14 protein-coding genes are annotated in these 16,395 nt (G+C 63.7%); 7 read left to right on the top strand and 7 right to left on the bottom strand.

What is annotated here, in order from left to right; all coding sequences use genetic code 11:
* Window positions 1-8 precede the first annotated feature (8 nt).
* From GRI59_RS09490 to GRI59_RS09475, 4 genes are all read left to right on the top strand, one after another.
* Window positions 9-1,277, top strand: coding sequence for an MFS transporter (locus tag GRI59_RS09490; RefSeq protein WP_160760943.1), 1,269 nt, complete (start codon window positions 9-11; stop codon window positions 1,275-1,277).
* Window positions 1,274-2,194, top strand: a complete 921-nt coding sequence (gene cysK, locus GRI59_RS09485; RefSeq protein WP_160760942.1) for a cysteine synthase A — start codon at window positions 1,274-1,276, stop codon at window positions 2,192-2,194. The genes GRI59_RS09490 and cysK overlap by 4 nt, the downstream gene beginning before the upstream one ends.
* Before the next feature lie 80 nt (window positions 2,195-2,274).
* Window positions 2,275-2,862, top strand: a complete 588-nt coding sequence (locus tag GRI59_RS15630) for a hypothetical protein (protein WP_183363617.1) — start codon at window positions 2,275-2,277, stop codon at window positions 2,860-2,862.
* An 89-nt stretch (window positions 2,863-2,951) separates the two neighbouring features.
* Window positions 2,952-4,454 carry a M20/M25/M40 family metallo-hydrolase gene (locus tag GRI59_RS09475; RefSeq protein ID WP_160760941.1) on the top strand — a complete coding sequence of 501 codons (1,503 nt, stop codon included), beginning with the start codon at window positions 2,952-2,954 and terminating at the stop codon, window positions 4,452-4,454.
* Window positions 4,455-4,523: 69 nt separating this feature from the next.
* On the opposite strand, the gene GRI59_RS09470 is transcribed toward GRI59_RS09475, so the two are convergent.
* The 4 genes from GRI59_RS09470 to GRI59_RS09455 form a co-directional block, all read right to left on the bottom strand.
* Window positions 4,524-6,329, bottom strand: coding sequence for an acyl-CoA dehydrogenase C-terminal domain-containing protein (locus tag GRI59_RS09470; protein WP_160760940.1), 1,806 nt, complete (start codon window positions 6,327-6,329; stop codon window positions 4,524-4,526).
* Window positions 6,330-6,383: 54 nt separating this feature from the next.
* Window positions 6,384-6,869: a MerR family transcriptional regulator gene (locus GRI59_RS09465; protein ID WP_160760939.1), complete on the bottom strand. Its 486-nt coding sequence runs from the start codon at window positions 6,867-6,869 to the stop codon at window positions 6,384-6,386.
* Window positions 6,870-6,906: 37 nt separating this feature from the next.
* Window positions 6,907-7,296, bottom strand: coding sequence for a phosphoribosyl-AMP cyclohydrolase (hisI, locus tag GRI59_RS09460; protein WP_337190253.1), 390 nt, complete (start codon window positions 7,294-7,296; stop codon window positions 6,907-6,909).
* Between the two features lie 401 nt (window positions 7,297-7,697).
* On the bottom strand, window positions 7,698-8,393 hold the full coding sequence (locus GRI59_RS09455; protein ID WP_160760938.1) for a ComF family protein: 696 nt from the start codon (window positions 8,391-8,393) through the stop codon (window positions 7,698-7,700).
* Window positions 8,394-8,449: 56 nt separating this feature from the next.
* Between GRI59_RS09455 and GRI59_RS09450 the strand changes: the two genes are divergently transcribed.
* A complete protein-coding gene (locus GRI59_RS09450) occupies window positions 8,450-9,214 on the top strand; it encodes a methyltransferase domain-containing protein (RefSeq protein ID WP_160760937.1) in 765 nt (254 codons plus the stop codon).
* On the opposite strand, the gene ppdK is transcribed toward GRI59_RS09450, so the two are convergent.
* The 3 genes from ppdK to GRI59_RS09435 all read right to left on the bottom strand — a co-directional run bounded on the left by ppdK (window position 9,211) and on the right by GRI59_RS09435 (window position 15,182).
* Complete coding sequence (gene ppdK, locus GRI59_RS09445) at window positions 9,211-11,883, bottom strand: pyruvate, phosphate dikinase (RefSeq protein ID WP_160760936.1); 2,673 nt, start codon at window positions 11,881-11,883, stop codon at window positions 9,211-9,213. The genes GRI59_RS09450 and ppdK overlap by 4 nt on opposite strands.
* Before the next feature lie 135 nt (window positions 11,884-12,018).
* Complete coding sequence (gene glyS, locus GRI59_RS09440; RefSeq protein WP_160760935.1) at window positions 12,019-14,250, bottom strand: glycine--tRNA ligase subunit beta; 2,232 nt, start codon at window positions 14,248-14,250, stop codon at window positions 12,019-12,021.
* Entirely contained in the window at window positions 14,250-15,182 is a 933-nt protein-coding gene (locus tag GRI59_RS09435) for a glycine--tRNA ligase subunit alpha (protein ID WP_160760934.1), read from the bottom strand. The genes glyS and GRI59_RS09435 overlap by 1 nt, the downstream gene beginning before the upstream one ends.
* Window positions 15,183-15,491: 309 nt before the next feature.
* Between GRI59_RS09435 and GRI59_RS09430 the strand changes: the two genes are divergently transcribed.
* Together GRI59_RS09430 and GRI59_RS09425 are read left to right on the top strand one after the other, a co-directional pair.
* Window positions 15,492-15,686 (top strand): helix-turn-helix transcriptional regulator, encoded by a 195-nt coding sequence (locus GRI59_RS09430; RefSeq protein WP_086607507.1) that lies wholly within the window; start codon window positions 15,492-15,494, stop codon window positions 15,684-15,686.
* Entirely contained in the window at window positions 15,673-16,368 is a 696-nt protein-coding gene (locus GRI59_RS09425; RefSeq protein WP_160760933.1) for a hypothetical protein, read from the top strand. The genes GRI59_RS09430 and GRI59_RS09425 overlap by 14 nt, the downstream gene beginning before the upstream one ends.
* Window positions 16,369-16,395: the final 27 nt, after the last annotated feature.

The following is a 16,395-nucleotide window of genomic DNA, read 5'->3' as shown; positions in this document are numbered from 1 at the left end:
GCGCAGCCGTGACAGAACCAACCTCCCCGCTTCAGATCGGTGATTACCGGCGTTACTGGCTTGCCCGCTTCATGGCGGTGTTCGCCACGATGTCGATGGTGGTGCTGCTCGGCTACCAGCTCTACGAAGTCGCACGCGACGATTACGGGATGAGCGTGGCCGAGGCCTCGTTCCAGCTGGGCTTGCTGGGACTTGCGCAGTTCATCCCGCTGTTCGTGCTGACACCCGTGGCGGGCTTGGCCGCTGACCGGTTTGACCGGCGCCATGTCGCTGCCTTTGCCAACGGGATCGATGGCTGTGTGGCCGTGGCCTTGGCGCTAGCGACGTGGGCCGATGCGCTCAATATCCCGATCCTGTTCAGCCTTGCCGCGGCGCATGGCGCAGCGCGGGTGTTCGTGGGCCCGTCGATGAGCGCGATTGCGCCCAATATTGTGCCGCCCGCTCTGCTCCCGCGCGCTATCGCGCTGTCCTCGATCGCTTGGCAGACCGCCAGCGTTGCCGGGCCGGCAGTAGGCGGATTGATCTTCGCTGAGGCCAACTGGCTCCCGCACGCGATCTCCGCCGGACTGCTGGGTGCGGCGATGTTGCTGATCCTGACCGTCCGCCCGATCAAGGCGAAGCACGAAGGCCAGCGCCTCAAACCGCTCAAGCAGATCATCGAAGGGCTGGTTTATGTCTGGCGTGAGCGGTTCCTGCTCGGCTGTATCACGCTCGATCTGTTCGCGGTGCTGCTGGCGGGGGCGACCGCATTGTTGCCGGTGTTTGCGCGCGACATCCTGTTTGTGGGGCCCGAAGGCCTCGGCCTGATGCGCGCGGCGCCTGCGCTTGGAGCGGCGAGCGTGGCGTTGTGGCTGAGCTTCCGCCCGCTCGAGCGCGAGGTCGGGCTCAAGATGCTGTGGGCGGTTGCCGCCTTCGGAGCGCTGACGATCACCTTCGCCTTTTCGCGCAACTTCCTGCTGTCGCTGGCGATTTTGGCGGCAATGGGCGCGGTCGACATGATTTCGGTCTTCATCCGCTCATCGCTGGTGCAACTGTTCACGCCTGACGATAAGCGCGGGCGGGTGTCATCGATCTCGGGCCTCGCCATCTCTGCATCCAACGAGCTGGGCGAAATGCAGTCGGGCCTCGCCGCTGCCATCCTCGGCGCAACCGGCGCGGTTGTATTCGGCGGCGCGGGTGCGATATTCGTGACTATGGTCTGGGCGTGGTATTTCCCCGAGCTGCGCCGCGCCAAAAGCTTCGAGCCAGCTGCGCTCAAACGAGAGGTATCGACATGAAGGCTGACAACATCCTCGCCACCATTGGCGCCACCCCGCATATCCGCCTGTCGCGGCTCTTCCCGGATCACGAGGTGTGGGTGAAGTCCGAACGGTCAAATCCCGGCGGCTCGATCAAGGATCGTATCGCCCTCGCAATGGTCGAGGACGCCGAAGCGACTGGCAAGCTCCAGCCCGGTGGCACCATCGTCGAACCCACCAGCGGCAACACCGGGATCGGCCTTGCGATGGTCGCGGCGGTCAAGGGCTACAAGCTCGTGTTGGTCATGCCCGAATCGATGTCGATTGAGCGCCGCCGCCTGATGCTGGCCTATGGTGCCAGCTTTGACCTCACCCCGCGCGAACGCGGCATGAAGGGCGCGATTGAGCGCGCGCAGGAGCTGGTTGAACAGACCCCCGGCGCGTGGATGCCGAGCCAGTTCGACAATGCCGCCAACCCTGCGATCCACGCGCGCACCACAGCGCAGGAAATCCTCGCCGATTTCGCCGCCACGCCGATCGACGTGATGATCACCGGGGTCGGCACCGGCGGGCACCTCACCGGCTGCGCCGAAGAGCTGAAGAAGCACTGGCCCAGCATGAAGGCCTATGGCGTCGAGCCCGCGCTCTCTCCGGTCATCAACGGTGGCCAGCCCGGCCCCCATCCGATCCAGGGAATCGGCGCAGGCTTCATTCCCGGCAATCTTCACACCAATGCGATCGACGGGGCGATTACAGTCGATGCCGAGGAAGCCAAGGACATGGCCCGCCGCGCCGCGAGCGAGGAAGGCATGTTGGTCGGGATTTCCTCCGGCGCGACCCTTGCCGCCATCGCGCGCAAGCTGCCCGAGCTGCCGCAGGGCGTACGAGTGATGGGCTTCAACTACGATACGGGCGAACGCTACCTTTCCGTGCCGGACTTCCTGCCAGTGGAATAGAGCGATTCCTTAACCGTAGCGGTCTATCTCAGGGGCAGAATTCTCACGCTTTTTGCGTAGCTGCTCAGGGACTGCCGCCCATGAAATTCATCAAGCTCCATTCGCGCGGCGGCAATTATCTTGTCGTGGCCAGCAATATCGCCTGGCTGCGCAGCGCCGAGAACGGGCAAACGAACGTCGGCATGGTCGGCGGGCAACCACTGCTGGTGGTGGGCTCGATCGAAGAGGTGGCTGAGCAGATCCTCAACGCGACCGCAGATCGGGAACCACTGGCAGCTGCGCCCGCTCCGGCAGTGGTCCCGGAAGCGGTTGAAGCCCCCGCGCCGCCCCCGGCAGTTGCCGCACCGCCGGAGGCTGAACCTGTTCGCGAAATTGTCGCTACAGACCCGGAACCGGTCGCACCGCCCCCCGCTCCTGCTCCCTCTGATCCTGAGCCTGTTGCAGCATCGCCCGAGCCGATCGCCCCGCCAGCTCCCGAGCCGGTTGCCGAAGAGCCTGAGCCTGAACCAGTCGCTACAGCCCGAGCACCGGTTGCCAAGGCCTCTGCCCGTCCGCGGCCCGTTCCCCGAAATTCAGCGAGCCTGTGGGAACGACCCGCAGCTCCGACCGCTGCCCAAGGTCTCAAGATCAAGGCTGGCTCGCAGCGGATGATGGGCAGGCTCGAGTAGGCCAAGCCTTCTCAGGTGCCGCAATAGCCATTGCGAAACCAAGGACGGCTGTTACCTGTTCTCCCTCACAACAGGGGGAGAGATCGGTGATGAAACGGCTGACGGGAATGACAATGGCGGCGGTAATCGCGCTGGCGGTAGCACCGTTGGCCGCCGAGACGCCCAATCGCGAAGAGCTCGTCACGGCGGTCGAGGCGCAGCAAGGCACAACGGTCAAGGCGCTGCAGGACTGGGTCGCCCTTCCCACCATCGCCGCCGAAAAGCGCGGCACCCCCGAAGGCGCGGAATATATGCGCAAGTTGGCGCTCGACGCCGGGTTCCAGCAGGCCAAGATCATCCCGACGGACGGCGTTCCAGCGGTCTTCGCCACGCTTGATTCGGGTGCCAAGACCACCGTCGGCATCTACTTCATGTATGACGTGAAGCAGTTCGATCCGGCAGAATGGAGCTCGCCGCCGCTCGATGCCAAGCTGGTCGAGCGACCGGGCGAAGGGACCGCGATTGTCGGACGCGGGGTGGTCAACCAGAAGGGGCCGCAGATGGCTTTCCTCGCCGCGATCAAAGCGATCCAGGCCAGCGGCCGCAAGCTGCCCGTTAATCTGGTGCTGGTGGCTGAAGGCGAAGAGGAAGTCGCCTCGACCCATTTCGATCAGGTTGTCGCCGTGCCAGAGGTTCAGGCTGCACTCTCCACAGCGGTCGGCGTGTTCATCCCCTCGGCCAATCAGAACCGCGATGGTAGCGCGGGCATCACCTTGGGTGCCAAGGGTGCGGTTGAGTTCCAGCTGGTTGTCGGCGGTGAGACGTCCGACAAATATCCCAAGACTGACATTCACTCGTCCAATCACGCCCGCATCGAAAGCCCGGCGTGGCGGCTCGTCAAGGCGCTGGACACGCTCGTCGCCGATGACGGCCATACCCCGGCGATCGACGGATGGTTCGAGAACGTCCAGCCGCTGACCGCGCGCCAGAAGGAGCTGATCGCGCAGAGTGTAAAGCCAGACGCGGAGGCGGGTGAAAAGACGCTGCTCGGCGTCGGGCGTTGGATCAATGACGAGGATTACGTCACCAGCCTTGAGCGGTTCTTCTCGCAGCCCACGGTCAATATTCAGGGGCTTGTGGCGGGCTATACCGGCGAAGGCGGCAAGACGGTGCTACCCGGCCGCGCCGAAGCCAAGCTTGAATTCCGTCTGGTGCCGAACATGACCAAGGACGAGGCGGTCACCAAACTGCGCGCGCATCTTGCCAAGCGCGGATTCGACGATGTGCAGGTCACGGTCTCGGGCGGCTATGGTCCCAACGAGACCGAGGAGGATTCGATCCTGATCCGCGCCCAGAAGCGCATGTTCGACGATAGCGGCGTCCCCTATACCATCCGCCCGCGCAATGCAGGAAGCTGGCCGGGGGTGGTGTTCAACGGTCCGCCGTTGAACCTGCCCGCATCGCAATTCGGCCTTGGCCGCGGCGGCGGCGCTCATGCTCCCAACGAGTGGTTTCTGATCGAAAGCACCAATCCCAAAGTCTATGGCCTTGACGAAGTGACGATGGCTTATGTCGACTACCTCTACGCGCTGGCCGAGGAAGCCGAACGCTAGGACATACATTACAAGGGCCGCCCTGCGGATGGCAGGGCGGCCCTTGGTTATTCCATTGGCGATTGAGGCCTACGCCGCCGTGGCGAATGCCTCAGCCGGCAGCTTCATCATATACTCGCTACCCGCTTCAAGCTTGCGGCGCAGCGCGCCCGCATCAGGCAGGAAACGCTCGGCGTAGTAATTCGCCGAAACCAGCTTGGCCTCGTAGAACGCCTTGTCCTCGGGCTCACCCGCCAGCTTGTCGAGGGCAACCTTTGCCATCTTGAGCCAGAAGAAGCCGAGCGTCACGATGCCCATGATGTGCATGTAGTGATGCGCGCCTGCGCCGAGGTGGTTGGGGTTGGCCATCGCGTTCTGCATGAACCACATGGTCGCGGCCTTCTGTTCGCCCAGCGCCTTTTCGAGCCGCTCGGCCACTGAGGCCAGTTCCGGCACTTGCTTGGCCGCGGCGATCTCCTCGTCGATCATCGCAAAGAAGGCCTGGATCGCCTTACCGCCGCCCGCAGCCAGCTTGCGGCCGCACAGATCCATCGCCTGCACGCCGTTGGCGCCCTCGTAGATCATGGCGATGCGGCTATCGCGCACGAACTGCTCCATGCCCCATTCGCGCACATAGCCGTGGCCGCCAAAGACCTGCTGCATGTTGTTGGCGATGTCATAGCCCTTGTCGGTACCGTAGCCTTTGATGACCGGGGTCATCAGTCCGATCAGCAGATCGGCTTGCTCGCGTTCTTCCGGGGTCTGCGCCTTGTGGGTCAGATCGACCTGCAACGCGCCCCACAGGCAAAGCGCCCGCATCGATTCAGTGAACACCTTGGCGTCCATCAGCATCCGCCGCACGTCGGGGTGGACGAAGATCGGGTCGGCCTTGGCGGCAGGATCGGCCGGGCCGGTGAGCGCGCGGCCTTGACGGCGATCAAGCGCGTAAGTCACCGCGTTCTGGTAAGCGACTTCGGCCTGGGCATAGCCCTGAATGCCGACACCAAGGCGCGCAGCGTTCATCATGATGAACATCGCGGCGAGGCCCTTGTTCTCCTCGCCCACCATGTAACCGGTCGCACCGTCATAGTTGAGCAGGCAGGTCGCGTTGCCGTGGATGCCCATCTTCTTCTCGATGGAACCGCAAGTCACGCCATTGCGCGCGCCCGGTTCCCCGTTCTCGTCGAGCAGGAACTTCGGCACGATGAACAGCGAGATGCCCTTGACGCTGTCGGGGGCGCCCGGGGTCTTGGCCAGCACCAAGTGAATGATGTTGCTGGTGAGGTCATGCTCGCCGGCCGAGATGAAGATCTTGGTCCCGGTGATCGCATAACTACCATCCCCGTTCGGCACGGCCTTGGTGCGGATCATGCCGAGATCAGTGCCGCAGTGCGGCTCGGTCAGGTTCATGGTCCCCGACCATTCGCCCGAGATCATCTTGGGCACGTAAGCGGCCTTCTGCTCGTCCGAACCCTTGGCGAGGATCGCCGAGATCGCCCCGGCGGTGAGGCCAGGATACATGGCGAAAGCCTGATTGGCCGTGCCGGAGAATTCCTCCAAAGCAAAGCTGAGCACGTGGGGCAGGCCCTGCCCGCCATATTCGACCGGCTGCCCAAGCGTGCCCCAACCGCTTTCGACGTAAGCCTGATAGGCTTCCTTGAAGCCCGGAGGCGTGGTGACGCTGCCATCTTCATGGCGGGTGCAGCCATGCTCGTCACCCGCCTGATTGACGGGCGCGAGCACTTCGGCGCAGAACTTGCCCGCCTCGTTGATCACGGTGTCGATCATATCAGGCGTGGCGTTCTCAAAACCCGGCAGGTTGCCGTAGCTCGCCAAATCAAGCACTTCGTTGACGACGAAGCGCGTATCGCGGGTGGGGGCGGTATAAGTCGGCATCACATGATCCCTTTGGTGAGCAGCATTGTTTGAAGAGGCGGTGGGCCTATTGGCTCAGCCGAGGTCGAGCTTCTCGATCTCGGCGACAAAATCGGTGAGTTCCTTGATCGAGCTATCGATGTCGTCGCGCTGCTCTTTCAGCTTGGCGATGTGCGTGCGGCACTTGGCGATCGTGACGCGGCGCTGTTCGACGCGGCCATCGTCAAGATCGTAGAGGTCGATCATCTCGCGGATTTCAGTGAGGCTGAAACCGACATTCTTGGCGCGCATGATCCAAGCAAGCCGGGCGCGGTCGCGCTTGGAATAAACGCGGGTGAGACCGAGGCGGGCCGGATTGATCAGGCCTTCGTCCTCGTAGAACCGCAGCGCGCGGGCGGTGCAGCCAAATTCCGAAGTGAGGTCGGAAATGGTGAACTGTTCACGCTCGTGGACATCGGGCCTGTCGAGATGCGCGCCGTTGCGACGCGGCTCGCTGGCCGGATCCTTTGGAACGTGCTGGGCGGGGTCCGAGGATTCGGTGGGTGCAGGAGCGGTAGCCATGCCCGCTCCATACCTTCCGTTTACGTGAGCGTCAAGTTCAGAGCCTCACAAGCACCGGCTTGCCATCGCGCACATCGATCTGCCGATAAAAGCAACTGCGCGCACCCGTGTGGCAGGTTGGCCCCGAAGGCACGGCACGGATCACCAGCGCGTCCTGATCACAATCGACCAGCGTCTGCACGACAGTCAGGACATTCCCGGATGTCTCGCCCTTCATCCACAAGGCCCCACGCGAACGTGACCAGAAGTGGACCTTGCCGGTGCTGAGTGTCGCCTCAAGCGCCTCGGCGTTCATGTGCGCGACCACCAGCACTTCGCCGCTGGCATCATCGACGACCACTGCGGTGAGCAGTCCAGCCGCGTCAAACTTCGGCGCGAACACGGCGCCGCTCTCGCGCTCTTCAGGGGTCAGGCTTGTGCCGGTCACCTTGTATCTCCACGCAGATAGGTGATGCGCGCGGGCCCGTCCCCGTGCGCGATAAATGTCGTAAGCGGCGCGCTCATGCGACGATTGTTGCACGCACACAACAGGCGCACGCAAAAAATGCGCCTATCACAGGTTTGATCTTCCGCCGAATGCAACAGCGTGGAACAAGCGCGTCAGGAGCCTTCGCAAGGGGTTCTCCACCGAACAATGGCACCGCCCGGTGTCAGGTTCAGGGGGTGATCGGACCGCAAGCTGGCAGCGGGGTGCCAGCGCGACCGATTGAACGATAGGGATTGGATCCCGGCAGCGAAGTTAGGGGGTCGCTGCCACAGCCTGCAAGGGTGGATCCGCACCGTTTCGTCACGTGGCGCCCGGGGTCGAAAGACCTCGGGCGTTATGTTTTACGGATGGATGAGGCGATGATCCTGATCGACCCGGGCGAAACAGGCGACTGAAATCGACGCAGCCCCAGCCTCGGACATCGCTGCAATACAGGCTCTGCTCGTTGCCCCGCTGGTCAATACGTCATCCACCAGCACGACATCCCGCCCCGCCAAACGCGCCGACCTTGCAGGATTGAGCCGGATCGTCCCGGTCAGCACCCGCTCGCGTGCCTCGCGCCCCAACCCGCCGAGATTGGGCGTGCGCTTATGCCGCGCCAAAGCCTCGACCGCGGGTTCGCCCTTTCCTAACCGCGCCAGCTCATGGGTCAGCAGGGCAGCTTGGTTGAACCCGCGCTGCCATAGCCGCCAGCGGTGGAGCGGAACCGGCACCAACACCGGCGGCGCACGCCCCTCCTGCGACTCGGGCAAGCGTGCCGCAACCAGCTGCGCGAGCAGCCGCGCCAGCGCAATCCGCCCGCCATGTTTGTAAGCCAGCACCAGCTTGCGCGACGTCTCGTTGTAATAGGTTGCCGCATAGATCGGCACCGCGCCGACTTCGTTCTCGGTGGGGGTGGGCACCTCAAGGCTGCTCCAGCAATCTGTGCACAGCCCAGCCTGACTGGCAATCGTAACCCCGCACGAAGGGCACCGCGGCGGATAGAGCACATCCACCACGGGTCCGAAATGTCTGGCAAAGCGTGCGACCGCGACCATGGCGCAAGGTGTCGCACGGCTTGCACTGCGCTGGCAAGCACGGCAGGGCGCGAGCGATGAATGCTCCTGCGATCCCCATGATCTTCAGCGCCCACCGCCGCACTCTGCGCCTCACCCGCGCGCGGCACCGCTCGGCGGGTTCCGATGCTGCGCGCTTCATCGCCGAGGACATGATCGAGGACACGCTGGAGCGCCTTGCCTTCCTGCGCCACGAGCCTGCGCGGGCATTGGTGCTTGGCGATTCGACCGGGACACTCGTGGCATCGCTTCGGGAGCAGGGTGCGGCAGTCGAAGAACCGGCTGCGCTCGACCTTGAAGCGCCGCATCCCTCTGGCGGATATGAGCTGATCGTAGTGTTCGGCCTCCTCGATGCTGTGAACGACTTGCCCGGTGCGCTGATCCATTTGCGCAATGCGCTTGCCCCTGGCGGGTTGGTGATGACGCACTTCGTCGGCGGCCAGAGCCTTCCCGCCTTGCGCGCCGCCATGTTCGCCGCCGAGCCCGACCGTCCTGCGGCCCGGATCCACCCACTGGTCGATCCGCGCGCTGCGCCGGGATTGCTCCAGCGCGCCGGCTGGAAGGACCCGGTGGTCGACACCCATACGCTGACGGTGCGCTACGCAAGCCTCGACCGCTTGGTCGCCGACCTGCGCGATCAGGGCCTTGGCAATGCGCTAGCGAAGCCTGCTGCGCCGCTTGGCAAAACCGCTCTCGCCCGCGCCCGCGCCGCCTTTGCCGCGCGCGCCGACGCCGATGGCAAGACCGCCGAGACCTTCGAGATCATCACCCTGACCGGGCGCCGCTCGCTCGCCGGAACCTAGGCCTTCTTCAGCGCCGCCTGGGCTGCCGCAAGCCGCGCGATCGGCACGCGGTATGGCGAGGCGCTGACGTAATCGAGCCCCACCTTCTCGCAGAAGGCGATGCTCGCCGGATCGCCGCCATGCTCGCCGCAGATACCGAGCTTGATGTCGGGCCGGGTCGCCCTGCCCCGCTCTGCCGCCAGTTCGACCAGCTGACCGACGCCTTCGATATCGAGGCTGACGAAGGGATCACGCGGGAAAATGCCCTTGTCGACATAGACGCTGAGGAACCGCGCCGCATCATCGCGCGAGACGCCGAGCGTCGTCTGCGTCAGGTCATTGGTGCCGAAGCTGAAGAACGCGCCTTCCTCGGCAATATCGCCCGCCATCAGCGCAGCGCGCGGCAATTCGATCATCGTGCCGACCAGATACTCGACCCGTGTGCCGACCTCGGCGAACACCGCTTCGGCCACCCGATCGATCAGTGCGCGCAGGATCGCCAGTTCCCGCTTGGTGGCGACCAGCGGGATCATAATCTCCGGCAACGGCGCTTCGCCCGAGGAGGCCTTCACCGCACACACCGCCTCAAAGATCGCGCGCGCCTGCATCTCGTAAATTTCGGGATAGGTAATCCCGAGACGGCAGCCGCGATGGCCGAGCATCGGGTTGAATTCATGCAGTTCGCCCGCGCGGCGCTTGAGGTGATCCACACCCAACCCGGTCGCATCGGCCAAATCTGCAAAATCCTCGTCCGCATGGGGGAGGAACTCGTGGAGCGGCGGATCGAGCAAGCGGATCGTGCACGGCAGCCCAGCCATCACCTCGAAGATCGCAGTGAAATCGGCGCGCTGTTCGGGCAGAAGTTGCTCAAGCGCACGGCGGCGTCCGGCTTCATCATCGGCCAAAATCATCTGGCGAACCAGCGAGATACGCGAGGCTTCAAAGAACATATGCTCAGTCCGGCACAACCCGATGCCTTCCGCGCCGAACTGCCGCGCCATGCGGCAGTCATCGGGCGTTTCGGCATTGGTCCGCACCTTCATCCGCCGCAGCTTATCCGCCCACACCATCAGCGTGCCGAAATCGCCTGCCAGCTCCGGTTCGACCGTGGGGACGATGCCGAGCATCACCTGCCCGGTCGCCCCGTCGAGCGTGATCGCGTCGCCTTCCTTCAGCTCGGTGGAGCCGATCCTGAGCTTGCGCGTCGCGCGGTCGATCGACACTGCGCCTGCGCCAGACACGCACGGCCGACCCATCCCGCGAGCAACCACCGCCGCGTGGCTGGTCATCCCGCCGCGCGCGGTCAGAATGCCCTGCGCCGCGTGCATCCCGTGGATGTCCTCCGGGCTGGTTTCGACCCGCACCAGAATGACCTTCTCACCGCGCCCGGCCCATTGCTCGGCCGTATCGGCATCCAGCACGATCTTGCCCGCCGCCGCGCCTGGCGAGGCTGGCAGGCCGGTGGTCAGCACATTCCGCTCGGCCTTGGGGTCGAGCGTCGGGTGCAGCAGCTGGTCCAGCGCCATCGGATCAACCCGCCGAACCGCCTCGCGCTCATCGATCAGCCCTTCGGCCACCATGTCGACCGCCATCTTGAGCGCGGCCTTGGCAGTGCGCTTACCGGAGCGCGTTTGCAGCATCCACAGCTTGCCGCGTTCCACCGTGAATTCGATGTCCTGCATGTCTTTGTAATGCAGTTCCAGCAGATCGAACACGCGGGCGAGTTCCGCGTAGGCGTCAGGCAGCGCCTCTTCCATCGACAGCGGCTTGGCACCTGCCGTCTCGCGTGCGGCCTTGGTCAGATATTGCGGCGTGCGAATGCCCGCGACCACGTCCTCGCCCTGCGCATTGATCAGGTATTCGCCGTAATAGGCGCGGTTGCCGGTCGCCGGGTCGCGGGTGAAGGCGACGCCGGTGGCGCTGGTTTCGCCCATGTTGCCGAACACCATCGCCTGCACATTGACCGCCGTGCCCCAGTCGCCCGGAATATCGTTCAAGCGGCGATAGACCTTGGCGCGGTCGCTATCCCAGCTGTCGAACACGGCGCGGATCGCACCCCACAGCTGTTCGTGAACGTCCTGTGGGAACGGGCGACCCAGTTCGTCGGCGACGATGGTGTTATACTCGGCCACCAGCGCCTGCCAATCTTCAGCCGCCATCTCGGTATCGTTGTAGAAGCCCTTGTCTTCCTTGGCGATCTCGAGCGCTTCCTCGAACAATCCGTGATCAATCCCGAGCACTACGTCGGAATACATCTGGATGAACCGGCGGTAGCTGTCCCAAGCGAACCGCGCATCGCCCGAGGAGGTGGCAAGCCCTTGGACCGTCGCATCGTTCAGCCCGAGGTTGAGGACCGTGTCCATCATCCCGGGCATCGACACCCGCGCGCCTGAGCGGACCGAGACCAGCAGCGGATCGGCCGCATCGCCAAACCTCTTGCCCACAGTCGCTTCCACATGGGTCAGCGCGGCGGCGACGGCAGTTCGCAGATCATCGGAGAAATCCGCGCCATCTTGCAGATAACGCACGCATTCTTCGGTCGTAATCGTGAAGCCCGGGGGCACTGGCAGGCCGATGCTCGCCATTTCAGCGAGGTTGGCGCCCTTGCCGCCAGCGACGGTCTTGTCCTTCTGGCGCGGGTCGGAGTGGTCGGCGTTGCCTCCGAAAACATAGACCGTCTTCAACGTCATGGCAGTCCTCGGTTGGTGCGGCGAAGTTGACAAAGTTGACACCGTGTCAAGCGCCAAATATGACAACAAGCCCTTGAATTCACTATGCTATCATGCCGAAAATCGAAGTTGACACTTGGCGTGGTGGCGGGGGGGCTACCCCTCGATCCGACTGAAATCGGCGACCCGGTGGACCGCATCGCGGAAACGCGCCAGCAGCGCAAGCCGCGCGGCGCGCTTGTTCGCATCCGCGTCGTTGACGGTCACCTCTTCAAAGAACCGGTCAATGGGAGCGCGCAAGGTGGCGAGCGCTGCCATCGCATCGGCGAACCGTTCGTCCGCCACCGCCTGCGCAGCGCGCGGGGCGGCGGCATCAAGCGCGTCGATCAGCGCCTTTTCGGCCGGTTCGGGCGTGTAGGAAAGCTCAACCGCACCATCGTCATTCCGGCGCAGGCCGGAACCCAGTTCTGCCCCATCGTTCTGGGCCCCGGCCTGCGCCGGGGTGACGGGATAGTTTTCTTTCTTGAGGATATTCGCCGCACGCTTGTAGCCTGCGAGGAGGTTGGTGCCGTCCTCGGTGGTGACGAAGGCTTGCAGCGCATGGACGCGGGCGAGCAAGCGGACAAGATCATCCTCCCCACCAAGCGCGAACACCGCGTCGATCAGGTCGTGGCGAACGCCCGCCTCGCGCTGCTGGACTTTGAGGCGGTCGGCGAAGAAGTCGGTGGTGAACTCTTTGAGGCTTTGGATACCGTCTCGGAGATCATTCTCATAAGCGCCGGACAAAACATACTCAGGGTCATGCTTTCCCGGTGAAAGGTCGCTTCCAGAAAGGGTTTGGGTAATTGCGTGCGGCTCGTAAAGGATCGACTCAAGCCAAATTTCAATTACTGCTTCTGCAATCCGCTCGACGGGAAGTTGGTTTAGATTGGTCAGTCCTAGACCTAAGGTGCCCAGAGTCGCGCGCCTCAACGCGAACGGGTCCTTTGAACCAGTTGGAGTTTCGTTGATAGCGAAGAACGAAACCAACGTATCCAGCTTATCCGCCAGCGACACCGCCACTGTCACGGGCGCAGTGGGCACATCATCGCCCTGCCCGACCGGCTTGTAGTGATCGCGGATCGCCTCGGCGACCTCCTGCGGCAGACCTTCCTTGGCGGCGTAGTAACCGCCCATCAGGCCCTGCAATTCGGGGAATTCGCCCACCATCTCGGTGACGAGGTCAGCCTTGCACAGGCGCGCGGCTTGTTCGGCTAGGTCGGGGTCGCCCGCGACAATCCCCTCCTCACACAACCACCGCGCCAGTTTCGCCACGCGCTCGACCTTGTTGGCCACCGTGCCCAGCTTTTCGTGGAAGGTAATCCGCGCCAGCTTCTGCGCGTGATCCGCAAGCGATGTCTTCTGATCCTGCTCCCAGAAAAAACGGGCATCGGACAGCCGCGCGGCGAGCACCTTGCGGTTGCCGTCAACCACCACTGCGGGGTCAATCGCGTCGATATTGGCGGTGCAGACAAAGGCGTTGGCGAGGTTGCCGTCCGGCGTCTGACACACAAAATACTTCTGGTTCACCCGCGCGGTGAGCTGGATCACCTCGGGCGGCACGTCGAGGAACGCCTCGTCAAAGCGGCCGAGCAGCGGCACCGGCCATTCGGTGAGGCCGGCGTTCTCGATCACCAGCCCTTCGTCGGCAACCAATGTCAGGCCAGCCTCGGCAGCAACCTTGGCCGCGCCGTCGCGGATCAGTTTGCAGCGCTCGGAGAAATGGACGACCACATGGGCCGCGCGCAGGGTTTCGATATAGCTCCCGGCATCGGCGATTGCGACCGGGCCGGAATGATGGAACCGGTGTCCCATCGTCGTGCGCCCGCTCGCGATGCCGTCGATCTCGCAAGGGACGACCGCGCCGTCCAACAAGGCGATGATCCCGGAAAGCGGACGCACCCAGCGCAAGGACTCGGTGCTGAGCGACGCTTCGCCCCAGCGCATCGACTTGGGCCAGGGAAAGGCGCGGATGATCGCCGGGATGGTTTCGGCGAGCACCGCAGCGGTGTCGCGTCCCGGCTTCTCGACCACGGCGAAATACACGCCGTCACGTTCGACCAGCTGCTCCGCGGTAAGGCCGACCTTGCGCAAGAAACCCTCGAGCGCCTGCGGCGGTGCGCCTACCTTTGGCCCCTTGGTTTCCTCGCTCACAGCCTCGGTGGCAAGCGGCAGGTCCTTGGCGATCAGCGCCAGTCGGCGCGGGGTGGCGAAGGTTTCGATCTCTCCCACCGGCAAGCCGGCCTTAGCGAGTGCATCGGCAAACAGCCGCGCCAGATCCTCCTTGGCCTTCGGTTGCATCCGGGCGGGGATTTCCTCGCAGCGCAGCTCGAGAAGGAAGTCAGCCATCAGACGAGACTCCACTCGGGATATTTCGCTTCCCACTCCGGCGTCATCTTCTGCGCGTAAGCCTCGCAAGACGACCGCGCCAAGTCGCGCACCCGGCCCATGTAGCTGGCGCGTTCCTGCACCGAAATCACGCCGCGCGCTTGCAGTAGGTTGAACACGTGGCTCGCCTCGACGGCCTGCTCATAGGCGGCGATGGGTACGCCTGCGGACAGAGCATTGCGGCACTCGGCCTCGGCCTTAGCGAAGAGGTCGAACAGCGCGTCGGTATCCGCGACCTCGAAGTTCCACTTCGACATCTGGCGCTCGTTCTCAAGGAACACGTCGCCATAAGAAACGCCCGACGCATTGAACGCCAGATCGTAAACGTTGTCGACGCTCTGAATATACATCGCCAGACGCTCAAGCCCGTAGGTCAACTCGCCTGCGACCGGCTTGCAGTCGAAACCGCCCATCTGCTGGAAATAGGTGAACTGGGTGACTTCCATCCCGTCACACCAGACCTCCCAGCCCAGCCCCCACGCGCCGAGCGTGGGCGACTCCCAGTCGTCCTCGACGAAGCGGATATCATGCGCCAGCGGATCAATGCCGATGGCGCTGAGGCTTTTCAGGTAGAGCTCCTGAATGTCGCTGGGCGAAGGCTTCAAGATCACCTGATACTGGTAGTAATGCTGCAACCGGTTGGGGTTTTCGCCATAGCGCCCATCGGTCGGACGGCGGCAGGGCTGGACGAACGCCGCGTTCCACGGCTCCGGCCCGAGCGCGCGCAGAGTGGTCGCCGTGTGGAACGTCCCCGCGCCCATGCGCATGTCATAGGGCTGGAGGATGACGCAGCCGGCCTCGGCGCTCCAGAAGTCGTGGAGCGTCAGGATCATGTCCTGAAACGAACGCGCCGGATCGCGCGGAGCAGGCTTGTAAAGGGGTGCAGCACTCATGGCGGCTCGCCATGGCCGAACACCCCATTTGCGTCAATGCCGCAGCGCAGCAACACGGGGCGCGGGCATAGGCAAGTCAGGCGATAGTGACACAAAGTCAGGTCATCTTGACATAGTCAGCGAATCGCGACATATAGTCAGGCATACCTGACAAGCCGGTCAGGTCGATGTGATGGAGTTTTGTGATGACAGCCCTTGTTGAAACGATCTGCGTCAAGCGTTGGCAGGTCTTCGCTATGCTTGGCCTGAGCGGCTACGCCGTCGGTAATCTGATCGCCAAGGCGGTGGGCGCGCTGGGTTTTTGACCCGATGAAAAACCGCCTCAAAGTCCTGCGCGCCGAACGCGACTGGTCACAGGCGGAACTCGCCGGGCGGCTCGACGTGTCGCGTCAGGCAGTCAACGCGATCGAGACCGGCAAGCACGACCCCTCGCTCCCCCTCGCCTTCAGAATTGCCCGCCTGTTCGACATGCGGATCGAGGAGATTTTCGATGACGAACTTTGATCCCCCTCGCACCGGCACCGGAATGTCCGAAGGTGCCGTAATGCTCGTCCGCATTGCCATTGTGATCGGCGGCGTCATTGCGCTGATATTCCTTGGCGCAACGGCAGTTGGTTTCATCAGCGCGGTGACCGAAGGTGGTAACACCAGCGCGACGGATATCGCCATCATCGGCGGCATCGTGCTGGCCATGGCTGGCGTCATATACGCGACTTGGCGGTTCTGGCCGCGCGTGACTTCGGGCGAGGCGCTCTCAACCGGCCCCGGCGAGGCGCGCACCCGCCAGCGCAATCGCACGCAGATGATCTATATCGGCGTTGCCGCCGGTATTGGCGGCGTGATCGGACTTGCCACCGGCCTCTTCGATCAAGGCGACGGCAACCTGTTTGGCGGCAATTGGGAAGACCTCAAACTGCCGCCGCTGCTGGCGCTGGTATTGGCGGCGTTGCTGATGGGCGCCTTTATGGTCCTGCCGCTCTACGGTTTCCGCATGATCGATGATTACAAGCGCGAGCAGAACTTCATCGCCTTTACCGGCGGCTGCGTATCGGTGCTTGCGGGTTTCCCGGTTTGGGCTGTGCTTCACGCCGGTGGCTTCGTGCCGCCGCCGCACGCCTTCGGGATCTTCGCTATCGCTTATGTGTCGATGTTCGCGTCGTTTATTTATGCCCGCTGGCGGCTCTGATCCTCCGGATCGTGTCAGCTTACTTGC

Source organism: Erythrobacter ramosus, assembly GCF_009828055.1.
GTDB lineage: Bacteria > Pseudomonadota > Alphaproteobacteria > Sphingomonadales > Sphingomonadaceae > Erythrobacter > Erythrobacter ramosus.
This window is presented reverse-complemented; position numbering and strand designations above follow the sequence as displayed.